At 28.2% G+C, this 21211-nt stretch carries 18 protein-coding genes and 1 pseudogene; 17 read left to right on the top strand and 2 right to left on the bottom strand.

The features are described 5' to 3' along the window. Window positions 1–127 precede the first annotated feature (127 nt). Window positions 128–292 carry a hypothetical protein gene (locus RDY08_RS07255; protein ID WP_307903704.1) on the bottom strand — a complete coding sequence of 55 codons (165 nt, stop codon included), beginning with the start codon at window positions 290–292 and terminating at the stop codon, window positions 128–130. A gap of 355 nt (window positions 293–647) precedes the next feature. Between RDY08_RS07255 and RDY08_RS07250 the strand changes: the two are divergent. The 17 genes and pseudogenes from RDY08_RS07250 (at window position 648) to RDY08_RS07170 (ending at window position 20176) form a co-directional block, all read left to right on the top strand. Then, window positions 648–1728, top strand: a pseudogene (locus RDY08_RS07250) (IS3 family transposase). 298 nt (window positions 1729–2026) lie between these two features. Beyond that, on the top strand, window positions 2027–2422 hold the full coding sequence (cdd, locus tag RDY08_RS07245) for a cytidine deaminase (protein ID WP_307903703.1): 396 nt from the start codon (window positions 2027–2029) through the stop codon (window positions 2420–2422). Between the two features lie 128 nt (window positions 2423–2550). Further along, window positions 2551–3555 carry a LacI family DNA-binding transcriptional regulator gene (locus tag RDY08_RS07240; protein WP_307903702.1) on the top strand — a complete coding sequence of 335 codons (1005 nt, stop codon included), beginning with the start codon at window positions 2551–2553 and terminating at the stop codon, window positions 3553–3555. A 176-nt stretch (window positions 3556–3731) separates the two neighbouring features. Beyond that, window positions 3732–4367 carry a hypothetical protein gene (locus tag RDY08_RS07235; protein WP_307903701.1) on the top strand — a complete coding sequence of 212 codons (636 nt, stop codon included), beginning with the start codon at window positions 3732–3734 and terminating at the stop codon, window positions 4365–4367. 47 nt (window positions 4368–4414) lie between these two features. Further along, a complete protein-coding gene (locus tag RDY08_RS07230; protein ID WP_307903700.1) occupies window positions 4415–5230 on the top strand; it encodes a purine-nucleoside phosphorylase in 816 nt (271 codons plus the stop codon). A gap of 17 nt (window positions 5231–5247) precedes the next feature. Next, window positions 5248–6765: an ABC transporter ATP-binding protein gene (locus tag RDY08_RS07225; RefSeq protein ID WP_307903699.1), complete on the top strand. Its 1518-nt coding sequence runs from the start codon at window positions 5248–5250 to the stop codon at window positions 6763–6765. Continuing rightward, on the top strand, window positions 6758–7798 hold the full coding sequence (locus RDY08_RS07220; RefSeq protein WP_307903698.1) for an ABC transporter permease: 1041 nt from the start codon (window positions 6758–6760) through the stop codon (window positions 7796–7798). Before RDY08_RS07225 ends, RDY08_RS07220 begins: the two co-directional genes overlap by 8 nt. Before the next feature lies 1 nt (window position 7799). Beyond that, entirely contained in the window at window positions 7800–8681 is an 882-nt protein-coding gene (locus RDY08_RS07215; protein ID WP_307903697.1) for an ABC transporter permease, read from the top strand. A gap of 52 nt (window positions 8682–8733) precedes the next feature. Beyond that, on the top strand, window positions 8734–9381 hold the full coding sequence (gene fsa, locus RDY08_RS07210) for a fructose-6-phosphate aldolase (protein ID WP_307903696.1): 648 nt from the start codon (window positions 8734–8736) through the stop codon (window positions 9379–9381). 202 nt (window positions 9382–9583) lie between these two features. Continuing rightward, entirely contained in the window at window positions 9584–10894 is a 1311-nt protein-coding gene (locus RDY08_RS07205; RefSeq protein WP_307903695.1) for a thymidine phosphorylase, read from the top strand. Between the two features lie 31 nt (window positions 10895–10925). Further along, a complete protein-coding gene (deoC, locus tag RDY08_RS07200; RefSeq protein ID WP_307903694.1) occupies window positions 10926–11591 on the top strand; it encodes a deoxyribose-phosphate aldolase in 666 nt (221 codons plus the stop codon). Window positions 11592–11645: 54 nt separating this feature from the next. Beyond that, window positions 11646–12806 (top strand): phosphopentomutase, encoded by a 1161-nt coding sequence (locus tag RDY08_RS07195; RefSeq protein WP_307903693.1) that lies wholly within the window; start codon window positions 11646–11648, stop codon window positions 12804–12806. A gap of 249 nt (window positions 12807–13055) precedes the next feature. Continuing rightward, entirely contained in the window at window positions 13056–13751 is a 696-nt protein-coding gene (gene deoD / locus RDY08_RS07190; protein WP_307903692.1) for a purine-nucleoside phosphorylase, read from the top strand. A 154-nt stretch (window positions 13752–13905) separates the two neighbouring features. After that, window positions 13906–15858 (top strand): 5'-nucleotidase C-terminal domain-containing protein, encoded by a 1953-nt coding sequence (locus tag RDY08_RS07185; protein ID WP_307903691.1) that lies wholly within the window; start codon window positions 13906–13908, stop codon window positions 15856–15858. A gap of 55 nt (window positions 15859–15913) precedes the next feature. Continuing rightward, entirely contained in the window at window positions 15914–17032 is a 1119-nt protein-coding gene (locus tag RDY08_RS07180; protein ID WP_307903690.1) for a YibE/F family protein, read from the top strand. A 28-nt stretch (window positions 17033–17060) separates the two neighbouring features. After that, entirely contained in the window at window positions 17061–18329 is a 1269-nt protein-coding gene (locus RDY08_RS07175) for a mechanosensitive ion channel family protein (RefSeq protein WP_307903689.1), read from the top strand. A 500-nt stretch (window positions 18330–18829) separates the two neighbouring features. After that, window positions 18830–20176 carry a C1 family peptidase gene (locus RDY08_RS07170; protein WP_307903688.1) on the top strand — a complete coding sequence of 449 codons (1347 nt, stop codon included), beginning with the start codon at window positions 18830–18832 and terminating at the stop codon, window positions 20174–20176. A 213-nt stretch (window positions 20177–20389) separates the two neighbouring features. Here the strand turns inward: RDY08_RS07170 and RDY08_RS07165 are convergent, their stop codons facing one another. Further along, the gene (locus tag RDY08_RS07165) at window positions 20390–21166 is read right to left on the bottom strand and encodes a type III pantothenate kinase (protein WP_307903687.1); all 777 of its coding nucleotides are present in this window, start codon (window positions 21164–21166) and stop codon (window positions 20390–20392) included. Window positions 21167–21211 lie beyond the last annotated feature (45 nt).

The raw sequence follows: 21211 nt of genomic DNA, 5'->3' as shown, positions 1-21211 counted from the left end.
TTTTGAACAAACTTTATGATTTTGAGTTTTTTTGGTATTTAGATACAAAAGTCAAAATTGAATTCGGTTCTAAAACAGTTTAAAATGTGTTTTTTCTGTATTAAGATTATAACATTTTTGTTGGTTTTTATGAACATTTTTTTATATATTTAGGAGAATTAAGAGCTCCTTCTAATGATTCTTTTAATAAAACTTTTAATCCTGAACCGAAAAACTTTGCTCCTTCTCCTCCTACTTTTGATGATAGAAATGCTGGCATTATGTTTCCAGGGACATTTGCTACAATGAACATTCCAATTTCTAATGCTTGAATAGTATTGTTTGCTTTTTCTATTTCATCTCTATTTGGTAATTTTAATAAATTTTTTGTTATTTTTTCTTTTAGTTTATTTATTTTAGCAGTGCTTTTATTTTCGAAGGCTTTTAATAGATCGTAAAGATCTTGTTTTGAATCAGCATCTAGTTGTTCTGATATTCTTCTTTTTATATCATTTTTTTCTTTTTCTTCTAATTTTTCTAATGCCCCGTTTAAGGTTTTGATAAGTTATAATAAATCATACAAAAAATATTCGGACATGATATAATTAAAAAATAAAATAGAATAGTCAAATAAATCGAAGAGATATACAGATGAATTTAAGAAACAAATAGTAGGATTATTTAGCAATGGGAAAAGTGCAAATGAAATAGTAGAGGAGTATAAAATAGCGAGATCAAAATTAAATAAATGGGCTAGTGATTATAATAAAAATAAGTTTTTTAAGGCTAAAGATAACATAAGTGAAAAAGAAGAAGATTTGATAAAACTAAGAAAAGAAAATCAACAATTAAGGATGGAAAATGATATTTTAAAGCAAGCGGCACTGATAATGGGACAAAGATAGCTATAATAAAAGCAAATGGGTCTAAGTACAGTATTAGTGCCATATGTAAATTTTTAAAAATATCTAGGAGTAGTATATACTATAAATCTAAATCAAAAAAAGGAAAAGATACGGATTTAGAAAATGAAATAATTAGAATATTTAAAGATAGTAGGAATAATTATGGGGCAAGAAAAATTAAAGTAAAATTATTAGAAATTGGTTATACAACTTCAAGAAGGAAAATAGGGGAAATCATGAAAAAATATAGTTTAGTCTCAAATTATACAATAAAACAATATAAAGTATATAGAGTAAAATGCAATGAAGAAAAAGTAGAAAATATAGTAGATAGAGAATTTAATTTGAGAGAAAATTTAGAAGTTGTAGTAAGTGATTTGACCTATATAAATGTAAAAGGAAAATGGAATTATATATGTGTATTATTGGACCTTCACAATAGAGAAATAATAGGTTATGCAGCAGGAAAAAAATAAAGATTCAGAGCTTGTTATCAACGCATTTTCAAGAGTAAAAAAAGCTTTAGATAACATTAGTATTTTTCATACTGACAGAGGGAATGAATTTAAAAATAAAGCAATAGATGAACTATTAAAAACTTTTGACATTAGTAGATCGCTAAGCAAAAAAAGGATATCCTTATGATAATGCAGTTGCAGAAGCTACGTTTAAAATTGTAAAAACAGAATTTGCATTTAATAGAATATTTAATAGTTTTGAAGAACTTGAAACTCAATTATTTGACTATGTAAATTGGTATAATAATATAAGAATTCATGAGTCATTAAACTATAAGACACCAGTAGAATATAAAAAAAATATGTCCGAGAAAAAATTGTGTTAAAAAATGTTGACAATCCACCCCTGTGTCTGCCCATTTATAAAAGAAAATAAGAAAGTGAACTTTATCTTTTTTTTACAATTTCTTCCATAGGACAATTTTATAAAAATGATTTTATAAAAAACAAGAATAATTATAAAAAACCAATAAAAATAGGTTTATTAATGGGACAATTATAAAAAAAAGTAAAAAATAAATAGTTGACATAAGTTTAAAAATATAATAATATAAATAATGTTGAAAAAGAAACCAATAAAAACTCAAAGAATAATCAAAACAACAAATAAGGAGGATGTGGAATATGAAAACGAATGTCATAGATTTAATAGAAAAAGCTATTGAAGTTAGAGAAAGAGCATATTCAAAATATTCAGGATTTAAAGTGGGAGCGATTGTAATAGGGGATAATGATAAAATGTATAAAGGTGTAAACGTAGAAAATAAATCATATGGTCTTACAATGTGTGCTGAAAGAACAGCAATTTTTTCTGGCGTAACTGACGGAATGAAAAAACTTAAGACAATTGTAATAGTTGCAGATACAGAGGATGTAGTTACACCATGTGGAGCTTGTAGAGAAGTTATATCTGAATTTGCAACACCAGAAACTGAAATTGTGCTTTCAAATTTATCGAAAAAGTATAAAATTTATACTATTCAAGAACTTTTACCATTCAGCTTTGAATTGGAAGAATAAAAATGAACATTTTTTTATATAAAAAGATAAATAAATGTTCGAAAAATAAAAAAATCCTCTTGACAAAATAAAAAAAAAAAGGTACAATATTATTATTGAAAAGCTTTTCAGAAAGAGGCGGTATATTTATGGGAATAAAAAAAATTGCAAAATTAGCAGATGTTTCTATTTCAACTGTATCTAGAGTTATAAATGCACCAGAAAAAGTGAAAGAAGAAACCAGAGAAAGAGTGCAAAAGATAATAGAGGAAAATAATTATAGACCAAATTTATTAGCAAAAGAGCTTTTGAAAAACAAGACAAATTTAATAGGGGTGTTATTACCTAGAATTGATGTAAGTATATTCGCAACTGCAGTAGAAGGAGTAGCAAAAACTCTTAATGAAAAAGGGTATAATATACTTTTGGCTAATGCAAGAGAAAAAGTGGAAGAAGAGATAAAGTATTTTCAACTTTTTCAAGAAAAAAGAGTTGATGGGATACTGTTTTTTACAACAGAATTAAAAGATGAACATATAGAAATCATAAAAAAAATAGATGTTCCATTAGTTATAATAGGTCAAAAAAACAGACGAATAGATGTTCCATCGGTTTTATATGACTATTATAATGCATCAAAAAAGGCAGTTGAATATTTAATTGAAAGAGGACATAAAAAGATAGCATTTTTAGGAGTTCCTGAAACCAACACATATTTAGGTCAACTTTCAAAAGAGGGATATTTGGATGCTTTGGAAGAAAATGGAATATCAATAAAAAAAGAATATATGTATATAGGAGATTTTGCAGTTGGAACTGGATATACAGCTATAAAACATATAATTGAAAAATCAAAAGAGATACCAACAGCAATTTATGCAGCAACAGATCATTTAGCAATTACGGCTATGCATTATCTATATGAAAAAGGGATTAGAGTTCCTGAAGATATGTCGATAGTTGGAAGTGATGATATGGAAATATCTAAATATACAAATCCAGCACTTACTACTATAAAATATGATTATTTTGGAGCAGGAGTTCAAGCTGCGAATTTAGTGCTTGACAAAGTAGAAGGTAAGTCAGGGGTGTTAAAAACGGTAGTTATTGATTATACACTTCAGGAAAGAGATAGTACAAAACGAATAAAATAAATTTAACTAACGTTTAAAAAGTAATTTTTTTATATTTTGTTATAAAAGTGTTTAAGTTATTGCGTATTTTATAACAAAATGGGAAGGTTATTTTTAAGTCGTTTCTAAGTTTTGCTTTTATTGCAAAACTTAAATTTATAATAAAAATGAAAAGGTTTTCTAGGAGGAGATGAAAGATGGAAGCAATTAATTGGTTAGAATGGTTTGGATATGCTGCATCAGTAGTTGTTGCGGTATCGCTTATGATGAGTTCTATTGTTAAGTTAAGATGGTATAATTTGATTGGGGCTGGAATGTTTTCTGCATATGGGTTTTTAATAGGAGCAATGCCCGTTGGGTTTTTAAATGGATTTATTGCTTTAGCAGATATTTATTACATAATAAAAATTTATCAAACTAAAGAAGATTTCGAAATATTAAATTCAGATTTTAATTCAGAATATTTTTCACATTTTTTCAAATATTATAGTGATGATATTAAGAATTATTTTCCAGATTTTGAATCAAATGAAAATAAAAAAGATAAAGTAGTTTTCTTTGTACTTAGAAATATGATACCAGCAAATTTAGTAGTTGGAGAAAAAGCAGGAGATAAATATATAGTAGATGTAGATTATGCTACACCACAATATAGAGATTTTAAATTAGGGCGTTATCTATTTGAAGAAATGAAAGATAATTTCAAAAAAGAAGGTATAAATGTTATAGTTGCAAAGTCTAATAATGAAAAACACAGCAAATATTTGAAAAAAATTGGATTTAATTTTGAAAAAAAAGAAGGAAATAATGAATTGTTCTCGAAGAATATATAGAAGTAAGTTGATAAGTTGAAAATAAAATTTTCTAAGGAGGAAGAAGAATGTATGATAAAGTTATGAAAACAGTAGAATTTTTAAAAGCAAAGACAGAGTACAGACCTAAAGTTGCAGTTATATTAGGTTCTGGATTAGGTGGATTAGTTGATTTAATAACTGAAAAAGAGTTTGTTGATTACAAAGATATACCAAATTTCCCAGTTTCTACAGTAGAAGGGCATAAAGGAAGATTGGTGTTTGGAAAAATTGGAGATGTAGAATTATTAGCTATGCAAGGAAGATTTCATTATTATGAAGGGTATGCAATGAAAGAGGTTACTTATCCAGAATATGTTATGAAAATGTTTGGAATTGAAAAACTTATAGTAAGTAATGCAGCTGGTGGAGTAAATAGAAGCTTTACACCTGGAGATTTAATGATTATAACTGATCATATAAACTTATTTGGAGATAATCCTTTATTAGGAGCAAATGACAAGAGATTTGGAGCTAGATTTCCTGATATGTCAGAAGCATATAAGAAAAATTTAATGGCTAAAGCCAAAGAGGTGGCTGATAAAATTGGCGTAAATTATCAAGAAGGAGTTTATGCTGGACTTACAGGACCATATTATGAAACAGGAGCAGAAATTCAATATTTATCAAGAATTGGAGCAGATGCTGTAGGTATGTCAACAGTTCCAGAAGTAATTGCTGCAAACTATTTAGGAATGAATGTTTTAGGAATATCTTGTATAACAAATATGGCAACAGGAATATCAAAAACAGCACATTCACATGAGTCAGTAGTGGATACTGCAAATAAAGCTACAGCTGAATTTTGCAGATGGGTAGAAGAAATAATAAAAAATATAGACTAAGAATGGAGGAATCAAGGATGGGGAGCAATTACATTTTAGAAATGAAAAATATTAGAAAAGTATTCGGTAAAGTAGTTGCAAACGATAGTGTTACCCTTAAAGTACAAAAAGGTGAAATACATGCTATCGTTGGGGAAAATGGGGCCGGAAAATCTACGTTAATGAAAATATTAAATGGATTATATCAACCAACATCAGGAGAGATACGTTTACATAATGAAAAAGTTGATATAGATGGACCAGGTGAAGCATCAAGAATGGGAATAGGAATGGTGTATCAACATTTTATGCTTGTACCTACTCTTACTGTAGCTGAAAATATGATATTAGGTGTGGAACCAAAAACAGGAATGTTTTTAGATATTAACAAAGCTAGAGAAGAGGTTAAAGTTGTTTCAGAAAAATATGGATTAAAAATAGATCCAGATGCAATAGTAAATCAATTATCAGTTGGAATGCAACAAAGAGTAGAAATATTGAAAATTTTATTTAAAGGAGCAGAACTTTTAGTATTTGATGAACCAACAGCAGTATTGACTCCTCAAGAAGTAAAAGAGCTATATAAGATAATGAAAAATTTGATAAGTGAAGGAAAAACTATTATTTTTATAACTCATAAATTACAAGAGGTATTGGATACAGCAAATAATATAACAGTTATAAGAAGAGGTAAAAATGTTGGAGAATTAGATGTAAAAGATGCAACAAAAGAAAAAATTGCAAATTTGATGGTTGGAAGAGCGGTTCTGTTTGAATTAAATAGAAAAGAAGTAGAGCTTGGAGAAAAACTTGTTGAAGTATCTAATTTGAATGTAAAAAATAGACAAGGAATGATAGCAGTAAAAGATTTATCATTTGATATAAGAAAAGGAGAAATATTTGGTATAGCTGGTGTAGAAGGAAATGGTCAAACTGAATTAATAGAAGCTATATCAGGGTTAATGAAAGCTGAAAGTGGTTCTTTTAAAATAGCGGGGAAAGATTTATTGAATCATTCACCAAGAGAGATTACTTTAAATGGTTTTGCACATATACCAGAAGATAGACATAAAAGAGCAGCAATTGATGAATATGATGTAGAATATAATTTAGCTTTAGGTGTACATAAAGATAAATATCAAAAAGGAATAAATTTGGATTTTAGTAAAATGGAAAAAGAGAGTACAGAATTTTTGGAAAAATATGATATTAGGCCAAGAAATATTAATACAAAATTTGGACGATTATCAGGTGGAAATCAACAAAAGGTTATAGTTGCTCGTGAATTAGAAAAAAAACATGAATTTATAATAGCTTCTCAACCTACAAGAGGGGTAGATATAGGAGCAATAGAGTCAATTCATAATATGATATTAAAAGAAAAAGAAAATAAAAAAGCAATTTTAGTAGTTTCTGCAGAACTTTCAGAAGTTATGAGCTTAAGTGATAGAATAGGTGTAATGTTTGAAGGAGAAATTGTAGGAATAATAGATAGAAAAGATGCTACCGAAGAAAAACTTGGAATTTTAATGGCGGGAGGTAAAATTGATGAATAATAAATTAAAAGAAGCCTTAATACCAGTATTATCAGTATTTATAGCTATGCTAATAGGTGGAGGAGTTATAGCATATTTGGGTAAAAATCCTTTTACCGCTTATATGTATCTATTTCAAGGAGCTTTTGTGGGAAAAAGAGAAATTGCTCAAACTTTATTAATGAGTACACCTCTTATTTTTACTGGTCTTTCAGTGGCATTTGCTTTTAAAGCAGGACTATTTAATATAGGTTCTCAAGGGCAAATGGTAGCAGGAGGATTGGCTGCAGTAGCAGTAGCAGCATTTGTAAAAACTCCGCTTATAAGCAATGTAGTAATAGCAATAATTGCAGCAGCGGCAGCAGGATTTATATGGGCTGGAATTTCAGGTTGGCTAAAAGCTAAACTTGGAGTTCATGAAGTAATTAGTACAATTATGTTGAACTATATAGCAATAAATTTTGAACAATATTTATTAAATTATCCGTTTAAAGAGGGCGGAGTAGCTGGACCAAGTCCAGTAACACCACCAATATCAGCAGCTTCAAAGTTGCCATCAATATTGCCGCCTACAAGTTTAAATTTTGGATTTATAATAGCAATATTAGCAGCAATAACAATTTGGTATATATTAGAAAAAACAGTATTAGGATATGAAATAAAGGCAATAGGATTTAACCCAACTGCTTCAGAAAATGCAGGAATTAATGTTGTTTGGGGAGTAGTTTTAGCAATGGGAATTAGTGGAATATTAGCAGGACTTGGAGGAGCAGAGAGAGTTCTTGGAGGAATAGGGCAAGATAGATATATTTCAGGTCTTATGGCAAGTTATGGATTTGATGGTATCGCAGTTGCTTTACTTGGTAAAAATAATCCATTTGGAATTATAGTTGCAGCAATATTATTTGGAGCTTTGAGAGCTGGAGCTATGAAAATGCAATTTTTAGCAGGAGTTCCAAGCCAAATAATTATTATAATACAAGCAGTAATAATATTACTTGTGGCATCTGAAAATATGTTTAAAGCATTATTAAACAGAAAGAAGGTGAGCTAATATGGTAAGTATAATTTTAAGTTTGCTATTAGCAACTATAAGACAAGCAGCACCAATATTAATAACAGCAATAGGAGCTACTTTTTCGGAAGTAACAGGAGTAGTTAATATCGGACTTGAAGGAATGATGTTAATGGGAGCGTTTTCAGCTGCAGTAACTTCATTTTACACAGGAAGTCCATGGGCAGGAGTATTAGCAGGAATGATTTCTGGAGGCCTTCTAGCTTGGTTACATGGTATACTAAGTATAAAATATAGAGGAAATCAAATAGTATCAGGTGTGGCTATCAATCTATTTGCAAGTGGATTTACAATATTTATGTTAAGAGTGCTATTTCATCAATCAGGAAATTCACCAGCAGTAGCAAAGCTTCCAACTTTATTTGGAATGTCAATATTAGTTTATATTATATATGCAATTGCAATATTAGCTCATATATTTATTTATAAAACTGTAACAGGACTTAGAATGAGAGCTGTTGGAGAACATCCATTAGCTGCTGATACAGTTGGAATAGATGTATATAAAATAAGATATTTTGGAGTAATAATGAGTGGAGTTTTATCTGGACTAGGAGGAGCGTATCTTTCATTAGGAGCTTTGGCACAATTTACAAAAGGGATGTCAGCTGGACGTGGATTTATAGCGTTAGCAGCAATGATATTTGGAAAATGGACACCAATTGGTTCAATAGGAGCAAGTTTATTATTTGGATTTGCTGATGCTGGACAAACTTTACTGCAACAATATGTAAAGAGTATTCCACCACAATTTATACAAATGACACCTTATTTGTTGACATTATTAGCATTAGCAGGTGTAGTAGGAAAAGCAGTAGCACCAGCAGCAGATGGTCAACCATATGATAAAAATGATATTTAGGAAAGATTAAAACAAAAGATTAAAACAAAAAATACATAGGAGGCTATACAAGATGAAAATTTTTATTGATACAGCGAATGTAGAGGATATAAAAAAGGCAAATGATATGGGGATTATAAGTGGGGTAACTACAAATCCATCACTTATAGCTAGAGAAGGAAGAGATTTTAAAGAAGTAGTAAAAGAGATTACAGGAATAGTTGACGGGCCAATAAGTGCAGAAGTAATATCTTTAGAATCAGAAAAAATGGTAGAAGAAGCGTTAGAGTTAGTTAAAATTCATAAAAATATAGTTATAAAAATACCTATGACAGTAGAAGGGCTAAAAGCAGTTAGCCAACTTCATAAAAAAGGTATAAAAACAAATGTAACATTGATATTCACACCAGCACAAGCATTACTTGCAGCTAGAGCAGGAGCAAGTTATGTAAGTCCATTCTTAGGAAGACTTGATGACCTTGGAGAAGAAGGAGTTTTATTAATAGAAAAAATAGCAGCAATATTTGATAAACATAACATAAAAGCTGAAATAATAGCAGCAAGTATTAGAAATCCATATCATGCAGTAAAAGCAGCAGAATATGGAGCACACATAGCAACTATACCTTACAATGTAATACTAAAAATGACAGAACATATATTAACAGATAGAGGAATAGAAAGATTTTTAAATGATTGGAATTCTGTAATGAACAAATAAAGGGATAGGGAGGGGGAAACTCCCCTTCCCCTTTTTCAATTTAGGAATAGATGAATTTTTTTTAAGATAAGTTGTTTTATTTCTTATTCCGTGTTCATTTGTGTCAATCCAGTGGTTCCTATTCTTCTTTTTTGCAACCACGGGATAATCACGGGATTAATATGAGAAAAACACCGATAGATTTCTAAGGGAGGCGTAAAATATGAGAGCAGTTGATATTATTCAAAAGAAAAGAGATAACGAAACTCTAACAACAGAGGAAATAACATTTTTGTTAGATAATTATTTAAAAGGAAACGTTCCTGATTATCAAATGTCATCTTTTTTAATGGCAGTATATTTTAATGGAATGGCTAAAGATGAATTAAAAGTCTTTACAGAAAGAATGATGCATTCAGGAGATATTATAAAATTTGAAAAAATAACTAAATTTTTAGTTGATAAACATAGTACAGGTGGAGTTGGAGATAAAACTACAATAGCATTAGCTCCAATATTTGCATGTTTTGATATAGGAACTGCAAAATTATCAGGAAGAGGATTAGGACATACTGGTGGTACTATTGATAAATTTGAATCAATAAAAGGATTTACATTCCCTGAAACAAGAGATGAATTAGTGAATTTAGTAAATAAAACAGGTATTGGAATAATGGGATATTCAGATAAAATAGTTCCTTTGGATAAAAAATTATATTCATTAAGAGATGTTACAGCAACAGTTCCAAGTATACCGTTAATTGCAAGTAGTATAATGAGTAAAAAATTAGCTGTATATGCAGATGGGATAATTTTAGATGTAAAAGTTGGAAGTGGAGCATTTATGAAAAATTTAGAAGATGCAGAAACTTTGGCAGATACAATGATTGATATTGGAGATAGTTTTGATAGAAAAGTAGTTGCAATTTTAACAGATATGGATCAACCGTTAGGTTTTGCTGTTGGAAATAGTTTAGAAATAATAGAAGCAATAGAAACTTTAAAAGGAAATGGTCCAAAAGATTTTACAGAATTAGTAAAAACACTTGCAGCAATTGCATTAATTATAAAAGGCGATGAAACAGATATTGAAGTTGCTAAAACTAAAGTTGATGAAGTAATTCATTCTGGAAAAGCTTTGAGCCATTTAAAAGATTTTATTAGAAATTGTGGTGGAGAAGAAAAAATAGTTGATGATTATAGTTATCTTAAAATTGCAGAAAAAACATATGACTTTAAAGCTGAAAAAGATGGATATGTATCTAAAATAGAAGCTGAAAGTGTAGGAAAAGCAGCAATGGTATTAGGAGCGGGAAGAGCAACAAAAGCTGATATAATAGATCATTCAGTAGGAGTCGTTTTAGAGAAAAAAATTGGTAGTAAAGTAAAAGCTGGAGATGTGTTGGCTAAAATTTATTATAGCAAAGAAGAGACTTTAAATAGCTCAATAGAAAAATTAAAAGAAGCATTTGAAATATCAAATGAACATCTTGCAGAAAGAGATGTAATTATAAAAATTAAGAAAAACTTTTAAGAATAGACTTAAAAAATAGGAGGAGAATAGGATGAACGTAGCTAAATATATAGATCATACATTATTAAAAGCAGTGGCAACAACAGATGAAATTAAAAAATTATGTAGTGAAGCAAAAGAATATGGATTTTATTCTGTATGTGTAAATAGTGGAAATGTAGAATTATCAAAAAAAGAATTAGAAGGAAGCGATGTAAAAGTATGTTCTGTAATTGGGTTTCCTTTAGGAGCTATGACAAAAGAATCTAAAATATTTGAAGCAAAAGATGCAGTAGCAAAAGGTGCAGAAGAGATAGATATGGTATTAAATATTGGATTATTAAAATCTGGAGAAAATGAAAAGGTTTATGAAGAAATAAAAGAGATAAAAGAAGCTATTGGAGATAAAGTTTTGAAAGTAATAATAGAAACTTGTTATCTTACAGAAGATGAAAAAAGAACTGCAAGTGAGCTTACAGTTAAAGCTAAAGCAGATTTTATAAAAACATCTACAGGTTTTGGAAATTCAGGAGCTAATTTTGAAGATGTAAAATTAATGCTTGATATTGCTGGAGATAAAGCTTTTGTAAAAGCAGCTGGTGGAGTAAGAGATTTTGAAACAGCTAAAAAATATATAGAAATGGGTGTAATGAGACTAGGAACAAGTAGTGGAATTAAAATTTTAAATGGAGAAAAAGTAGGAGAGGGAGAATATTAAATAGAATTAATATTTAATAAGAAAAAAATAATATTATATAAGTGAGGTGTGATTATGAAAAAAATTGAGAGAGTAACACTTATAGTTTTAGATAGTGCTGGAGTTGGATTTTTACCTGATGCTGCAGAGTATGGAGATTTAGGGGCTAACACTTTTGCTCATATAGGTTATGCAACAGGTGGATTGAATGTACCAAATATGGAGAAATTAGGATTAGGAAATATTACAGATATAGAAGGTGTGAAAAAATTAGAGGTAACAGAAGGAGCTTATGGAAAAGCTAAAGAGGTATCTAAAGGTAAAGATACTACAACTGGGCATTGGGAAATGGCAGGAATTATAACTGATGTTCCTTTTCCAACTTATCCAAATGGATTTCCAGAAGATATAATAAAAGAATTTGAAGAAAAAACTGGAACTAAAACTATAGGGAATGTAGTAGCTTCAGGAACTGCAATAATTAAAGAATTAGGAGATGAACATGTAAAAACTGGAGCGTTAATAGTTTATACATCAGCAGATTCTGTATTTCAAATCGCAGCACATGAAGATATTGTACCAATAGATAAATTATATGAATATTGTAAAATAGCTAGAAAAATGCTTAATGTTGGAAGAGTAATAGCTAGACCTTTTACTGGAGAAAGTGGGAATTATACAAGAACTCCTAGAAGACATGATTTTTCTTTAGTGCCAACAAGTAAAACAATTTTAAATAAATTAAAAGAAGCTGGAAAAGATGTAGTTGCAGTTGGAAAAATATCAGATATATTTGCAGGAGATGGGATAACTGAAAGTAAAGGCGTTAATAAAAATAATTTAGATGGAATAGAAAAAACAATTAAAGCTTTAAAAGAGGATACAAAAGGGTTAATTTTTACAAATCTTGTAGATTTTGATATGGCATATGGACATAGAAGAGATCCTATTGGATACAAAAATGCTTTAGAAGAATTTGATAATAAATTACCTGAAATATATGAAAATATGAAAGAAAATGAAATATTAATAGTAACAGCTGATCATGGTTGTGATCCAATATTTAAAGGAACTGATCATACTAGAGAATATATTCCATTACTTGTATATGGAAAAAATATAAATCCAGTTAATCTAAAAATTAGAGGAAAATTTTCTGATATTGCTGATACAATAGAAGAATTAATACTTGGAGTAGAAAAAGAAGGAAGTTTTGCAAAAGATATTATAAAATAAGATAAAAACAGCAGAGGCAATTTGTCTCTGCATTTTAAAATTTTAAAATTTCATAAGATTGATTTTTTGATTTAGTAGAAGAGTTAGGTCAATGGTATCAAGCCCCTACAGTATTAATTTATTTTATAATGTAGCGGTTGTGCCGTTGGCAAACCCAATATAAAATTATAAATTATCATTAATTTGATGATATTGGGATTTAGGTGAGGTCTGAAAAGAGAGAAATATTATAAAAAATAGGGAGGCATAATGAGTATACATATAGGTGCTAAAAAAGGAGATATAGCAGAAACAGTATTATTACCAGGAGATCCATTAAGAGCAAAATTTATAGCAGAAACTTTTTTAGAAGATGTAAAATGTTATAATGAAGTTAGGGGAATGTATGGATTTACAGGAACTTATAAAGGGAAAAGAATATCTGTACAAGGTACAGGAATGGGTGTCCCTTCAATATCAATTTATGTTAATGAATTAATAAATGAATATGGAGTAAAAAATTTAATTAGAATTGGTTCATGTGGTTCATTACAAGAAGATGTACATATTAGAGATGTGATACTTGCAATGAGTGCTTCTAGTAATTCTTCTATAAATAATGTAAGATTTAACGGAACAGGATTTGCACCTACAGCAAATTTTGAACTATTAAATAAAGCATATTTAATAGCAAAAGAAAAAAAAGTGAATGTAAAAGTGGGAAATGTATTTACAAGTGATCATTTTTATCAAGATGATGCTGGTTGGTGGAAAATATGGGCAGAACACGGAGTTTTAGCAGTGGAAATGGAAACAGCAGCATTATATACAATAGCGGCTCAAAAAAAAGTGAATGCTTTAGCTATATTAACAGTAAGTGATAGTCTTGTTACTTGGGAAGAAACATCTTCTGAAGAAAGAGAAAAAACGTTTACAGATATGATGGAAATTGCATTAAATTTATAAAAAGTAGAATCAATAAAATGGATAAAAGATAAAGATTATAAAAAAAATTATATTTGAATTGTAAAATTGAATTTTTCTAATAAAATTGGTTGATAAAGCAATAATTTTATGGTATATTGTTTTATAGTAAAAAAACTACAAGGAGGAGAAAAAAATGGAAAAAGGAAAAATGTTTTCGAAGGTAAGGGCAGCAGTAGTTTTAATGTTTTTGTTGAGTTTAGCAGCATTTGGGGCAGATAAGAGTATAACAGTTCTGCAAACGTCGGATTTACATGGTAGGATTTATGCATATGATTATGCAATTGATGCACCTGATAAAGATGCAGGGTTAGCAAAAATTATGACAATTTTAAAAAAAGAAAGAGCAATGGATCCAGATTCAATATTAATTGATAATGGAGATACAGTTCAAGATAACAGTGCAGAATTATTTAATGATTTACCAGTTCATCCAATGATTCAATCATTAAATGAAATGAAATATGATATATGGGTATTAGGAAATCATGAATTTAATTTTGATTTAAATTTCTTAAAAAGAAATATAAAAGGATTTAACGGAACAGTATTGGCTGGAAATATTTATAATACAGATAATGGAGAAAGATTTGTAAAAGCTTATAAGATATTAAATGTAAAAGGAGTTAGAGTTGCAATTGTTGGGATGATTACACCTAATGTAACTCGTTGGGAAGCAAGTAGTCCAGAACATTTTGAAGGATTGAAATTTACAAAATTAATAAATGAAACAGGAAAAGTATTAGATGAATTAAAAGGAAAATATGATGTATTAATTGGAAGTTATCATTTAGGTAGAAAAGGTGAATATGGTGGAGCAGGACTTTATGATATAGCTGATGAATTCCCTCAATTTAATGTATTATTTGGTGGACATGAACATGCTAAATATGTAGAAAAAAGAAATGGAGTTCAATTAATAGAACCTGGAAAATATGGAGCAGCATTAGCAAAAGCAGTTATAACAGTTTCAGGAGATAATAATAACTATAAAGTAGCATCTGTAAAATTAGAAAACCTTGGAACTAAAAAAGTAAAAGAAAATAAAGAAATTTTAAATAAATTCGAATTTGTTAATAAGAAATCTAGAGAAGATGCAAATAAAGTTGTTGGAAAAATAACAGAAGACTTTATAAAAGGTGTAGATTATATAACAAAGGCAGATAAAGTAACAACAATGCCTACAGCACAAGTAGAAGATACTGCTATAATAGATTTAATAAATGATGTACAAATGTTTTATTCAAAAGCAGATGTTTCTTCTGCAGCATTATTTAATTTTGGAAGTAACTTGAAAAAAGGAGAATTTAAGAAAAAAGATGTGGCATATATTTATAAATATCCAAACACTTTGATTGGTGTTAGAATTACTGGGAAAAATTTAAAAAAATATATGGAATGGTCAGCAAGTTATTACAACACTTATCATTATGGAGATTTAACAGTTAGCTTTAATCCTAATGTAAGAGGATATAATTATGATATGTTCTCAGGAGTTAATTATGATATTAACTTGTCTAAAGAAGCAGGAAATAGAATAGAGAATTTGAAATTTAATGGAAAACCAATAGATGATAATAAAGTTTACAAATTAGCTGTAAATAATTATAGATTTGGAACTTTATTAGGATTAAAATTAGTAACCCCTGCAGATAAATATTATGATTCATATGCTACAATGCAAGACGCAGGAAGAATTAGAGCATTAATTGTAAAATATGTACAAGAGCAAGATAATGGAGTGGTTTCTCCAAAAGTTGATAACAACTGGAAAATTACAGGAGTTATATTAAATCATCCATTAAGAGATAAAGTATTTGATATGGTTAAAAAAGGTGATATACAAATACCTAGATCAAGTGATGGAAGAACTTCAAATATAAAATCTTTAAATATAAGAGATTTGATGAATAAAGGAGTAGTAGAACTTTTTGATATAAAAGGGATTGTTGGATACAAAGTTAAATCAGGAGATACATTGGGTAAAATAGTTGGATATAAAGATGTTCAGTGGAAAGGTGCTGCACAATTAAATGGATTAAAAGATCCAAATAAATTAAATGTTGGACAAATAATATATATATATTAAGGAATTTAAAGGGAAGAGCCGAAAGGCTCTTTCTTTTAAAATATTGGGGGAAAAAATGAAAAAACATATGGACCTTATAATATCTGGGATTTTGCTTTTAATTCTAGTTGTTGTACAAATTAACTTTTTTAATCATCAAAATAAAAGAAAAAAGTATTTCAAACAAAAATTTGAAACAGCAATTGTAAAAAATGTAATAAAAGAAGAACTTCAAGAAGATAAAGTTATTAGTAATAGATATAATGGGAATCAAACATTGAGATTAAAAATATTAACAGGAAGATTAAAAGGAAAAGAGTTTGTAGTAACTAATCCAATGAGTGTAATGCATAATGCTAAAGCAACTAAAGGTGCAAAAGTTATAGTTGGAATAACAAAACAAAATGGAAAAGATTCAGTTTGGGTTTATAATTATAAAAGAGATTATGTAGTTTATATATTAGGAGGATTATTTATAATAGCATTAATAGCTTTAGGGAAGAAAAAGGGGATTAGGTCTCTGATAGCTCTGACTATTACAGGTAGTAATATAATTTTTGTTATATTACCTCGTATTTTTGCAGGACAAGATCCAATAATAGTTTCCATAATAACGATTTCAATAACAACGATAATATCATTTTTATTAATAAGTGGGTATAATAAAAAAAGTTTAGCTGCTATATTAGGAACTGTAGGAGGAAGTATTATAGCAGGAATATTGGTTTTTATAGCAGGTCAATTAGCTGGTTTATCTGGAGTTACAATGGATAAAGGGCAGCAGCTGCTTTATATAGCTAGAGATTACAATATAAAAATAAAAGGGTTGTTGTTTGTATCAATTTTGATAGCATCTCATGGAGCAATAATGGATGTGGGAATGTCAATAGCTTCTGCAGCATCAGAATTAAATAAGCATAAAAAAGATATATCTTCAAAAGAACTTTTTATAGCTTCAATGAATATAGGAAAAGATATAGTGGGAACTATGGCAAATACATTAATATTAGCTTTTGTGGGAAGTTCTTTAAATCTAATGATGCTAATTTATGGATATAATATGCAGTATTTACAATTTATGAATATGCCAATTATTGTGACAGAAGCTATAAATGGATTTGCAGGAAGCATAGGTATTATTATGACAGTTCCATTAACAGCAATAATAGCAGTGTTTTTAAACAAAAAAGTATAAATTCAATTTAGAAAAAAAGGTGGGATAAATGGGGATTAATAATTATTTAATTAAGATAGGAATATTTCTAGCATGGCTTATTTTAGGAGTATTAGTTAATCTAATATTAAAGAAAAAATTAAAAAAAGTTATACATAATACAAAAAATAAATTTGATGATAAACTTTATTCTATTTCTAATAAATTTGTAATAGTATTATCTGTTTTAATAGGAGCAAAATATTCATTAAGAGAAGTTGCTGGATTAGAAAAAATAATTGATATATTAGATATGGTAGTATTATTTTTCTTACTCTTTTTATTATCTGTATTTATCTCAGATTTTTTAATATATATATTTGGAAAATATATAAAAAGAGTAGTAGAGAAAAGCAAGAACAAATTAGATGATAAAATTTATGAAATTGTAAATAGATATTTATATTTAATTTTAATACTTATTAGTTTGAAATTTTCATCAAATTTAATAAATTTAACAAAATATAATGAAATATTAAAATTGAGAAAAGAACTGTTTATAGGTATAGATATAATTATAGTACTATTATTATCAATTATAATAATTAAAACAGTTAATATTATTGTAGATGAATTTATTGGGAAAGAGTTAGAAAAAAGTGGAAAAAACCATTATTATACAGTAATTCCATTATTCAAAAATATTACTAGAATATTAGTTTGGACAGTTGCAATATCTATAATAATGAAAGAATTCGGATATTCACCAGTATCATTATTAGCAGGTATGGGAATTATTGGTATGGGAGTATCATTTGCTGCAAAAGATACAATAGCAAATTTTTTATCTGGATTATTTATATTATTCGACGGACCTTTTACAGTAGGGGATAGAATAAAAACAGGGGATTTACTGGGAGAAGTAATGGAGATAGGAATAAGAACGACTAAAATAAAAACATTAGATAATTTAGTGGTAACAATTCCAAATTCTAATATAACAAATGAAGAAGTAACAAATTATAATAAGCCAAACAGCAAAATAAAAGTATATCATTCAATAGGAGTGGCTTATGAAAGTGATATGATAAAAGTAAAAAAATTAATTTTAGAATGTTTAGAAAAAACAGATGGAGTTTTAAAAAATCCAAAATTTAGTACATATTTTTTGAAATTTGGTGATTTTTCATTAGATTTCGAGATAATATTTTGGATAAATAATTTTAAAGATAAATATGATATTTTGGATAGGTTAAATTATATATTGAATGATAGGTTTAAAGAGGAAGAGATAGATATACCATTTCCAATACAAGATGTGAAGATAATTGGAAGGTAAAATATCACAGATTTTTAATAATGGGATGGATATAGAAAATAATAATTGATAGTGTGAAAAAATACAGAAGAAAAGTATAATAAATAATTTCTTAAAAAACAACTCAAATTAAAATTTTGAGTTGTTTTTTTATGTTGATATATATAGTTTTACAAAAATAACTTGAAAATGAATTTTTTTAGCTTTTTTTTATTTCGGATAGAGTGCTATATTAGAAATAAAATCTTTTATCAAAACAAAATTTCACATCAATTATATATTTTTTAATTTTTAATATTAAAACTGTATTATTTGAAACTTTATTTCCTGAAACAATTTTAAGCGCCAGAAAAAGTACGGGAGTTTAATTTTGAAACAGTACAAAAAAAGTTAAAATAGAACAAAAAAGTATTGAAAAAGTGGAAAAAATGTAGTATAATCTTACTGCCGGCAAAAGGAAATATTATAAAATTATTATGTGAAACAACTACAGAAAAATAATTAACTAGGGAGGGCAATTTATGAAATTTACATCAAAAATTTTAATTTTAGGAGCGGTAATAGGAACAATATTCGCAGGGTGTATCAATAAGGAAACTAATAATAACGAGGTAAATAATTCAAAAGATGAAATTTACAATCAAAATGTCGAAAAAAATTATGTAGAACTTAATGGTGAAAAGTATTTTACAGGATATGTACCTGTATCAGAAGAAAAATATAGAAGCTTTACGAGAGCGAAAACTCCAATATATAGAGGGACTTTGCCATCTAAAATTGACTTAAGTGGCAATATGCCAACTCCAGGAAATCAAGGACATCAAGGAAGCTGTACAGCTTGGGCTACGACATATGCATATAAAAGTTTTCAAGAAGGTTTAGACCAAAAATGGGGATTAAATACAACAGATCATCTATTTAGTCCAGCTTATGTATATAATCAAATAAATGGTGGACAAGATAGAGGTTCTCAAATATATTTAGCACTAGATTTAATAGTAAAACAAGGAGCAGCAACATTATCAGTTATGCCATATAACCAAAATAATTATTGGACACAACCGACTTCTTATCAAAAACAAGAAGCTGCGAAATATAAAGCAAAAAGTTGGGGGACAGTACCTGATGGAGATATAAATGCAATAAAATCTCACTTAGCAGCAGGAGATGCAGTTTCAGTGGGAATTCCAGTATATCCAGATTTTAATGTTTCAGCTTCTAATCCAGTATATGATAGTACTTATGGAAAATTAGAAGGGTATCATGCTATAACTTTAGTTGGATATGATGACAGCAAAGGAGCTTTTAAATTAATAAATTCTTGGGGAACAAATTGGGGATTTAATGGATATGGTTGGATATCTTATAATTTGATTAGGAATAACAGAATTAGAGGATATGTAATGACAGATATTTTAACTGGACCAGAGCCTGGACCAGGACCTAATCCAAACCCAAATCCACAAGTATTAAAAAATGTTGCGTTAAATAAAAATATAAGCGTTTCAGGATATTATTCAAGTAGTTATGCAGGAAATAAAGCTGTAGATTCAGATGTGAATAGCAGTAGATGGGTGGTTAGCAGTAGTAGTTATGGATGGTTAAATCTTGATTTGGGAAAAGATTATGATGTGAAACAATTGAAAATGAAATGGAGTACATCAAATTATCCTGGTACATATTATGTATGGGGATTGAAAACAGGAGATAGAAATTGGACTAGATTAGCTACATATGATAATAGTAATGGTGGAAAAGATACAATAGAATTTTCACAATCAAAAAAAGTTAGATATATAGCAATGACATTGGATTATCCAAATTCAAGTTATTATGTATTATATGATTTACAAGTAATGGCATATTAGTATAAAATATTAGAACTGTTTTTATACTATTTGTGTAATGATAATTGAGTGAATTAAAGAGTTTAAGTTCCCAAGTGTATTAGTGCACTTGGGAATTTTTAAATGAAATAAGTAGAAGTTAATATATCTTGGTAATATATATATAATTGGAGTATAAAACATAAGAAACAAAATATCTCTAATAACCATAAGAATAAAAAATCCTCAGATAAACTAATCTGAGGATTTATTTATATTATAAATATCCAAAATACCATTTAAAGTTAAATCAGGCATATATTCAAATTTGTGATTAAGCTCTTTAGATATAATTTTACCAAGACCGCCAGTTGTAATAAGATTAAAATTTCCAATTTCTTCTTCTATTTTCCTTAAAATTTCTTTTATTTGTCCAATAGAACCATAATATATTCCTGCATTAATATGTTCAATTGTATTTTTCCCAATTACAGAATTTATTCTATGAAATCTAACTTTTGGCAATTTAGCTGTATTTTTAAATAACGCTCTTATAGATAAATCTATTCCTGGTAAAATAGAACCTCCTATATAACAATTACCTTGTAAAATATCAAAAGTAGTAGCTGTTCCAAAATCTATAACTACTGATTTTGAATTTTCAGGATATAAATTGTGAGCTCTAACTATATTAGCTAATCTATCTGCACCAAGTTCTGCTGGATTGTCAACGTCAAATTGTATAGGTAAATTAAGGGAACTATTTACTATTATTGGATTAATATTAAAATATTTTCTAGATAGAAAAAATAATATCGTAGTTAAATTTGGAACAACGGAAGAGATAGCAATGCCATTTACAGATTTTATAGATATATTATTAAAATCAGCTATATTTTTTAGATAACTAAAAATTTGATCTTCTGTTAAATTTTCTGAACTTGCTACTCTGAAATTTAATAAAAGTTTGCCACTATTATCAAAGACCCCTGTAACAATATGTGTATTTCCAATATCAAATATCAAAATCATATAATTCACCGCCTCTTTTTTATTTTACATTGGACAAAAATAAAA

The organism is Haliovirga abyssi, from assembly GCF_030295325.1.
Classification (GTDB): Bacteria; Fusobacteriota; Fusobacteriia; order Fusobacteriales; family Haliovirgaceae; genus Haliovirga; species Haliovirga abyssi.
Note: the sequence above shows the minus strand (reverse complement) of the source record. Positions and strands in the feature narration are given on the sequence as shown.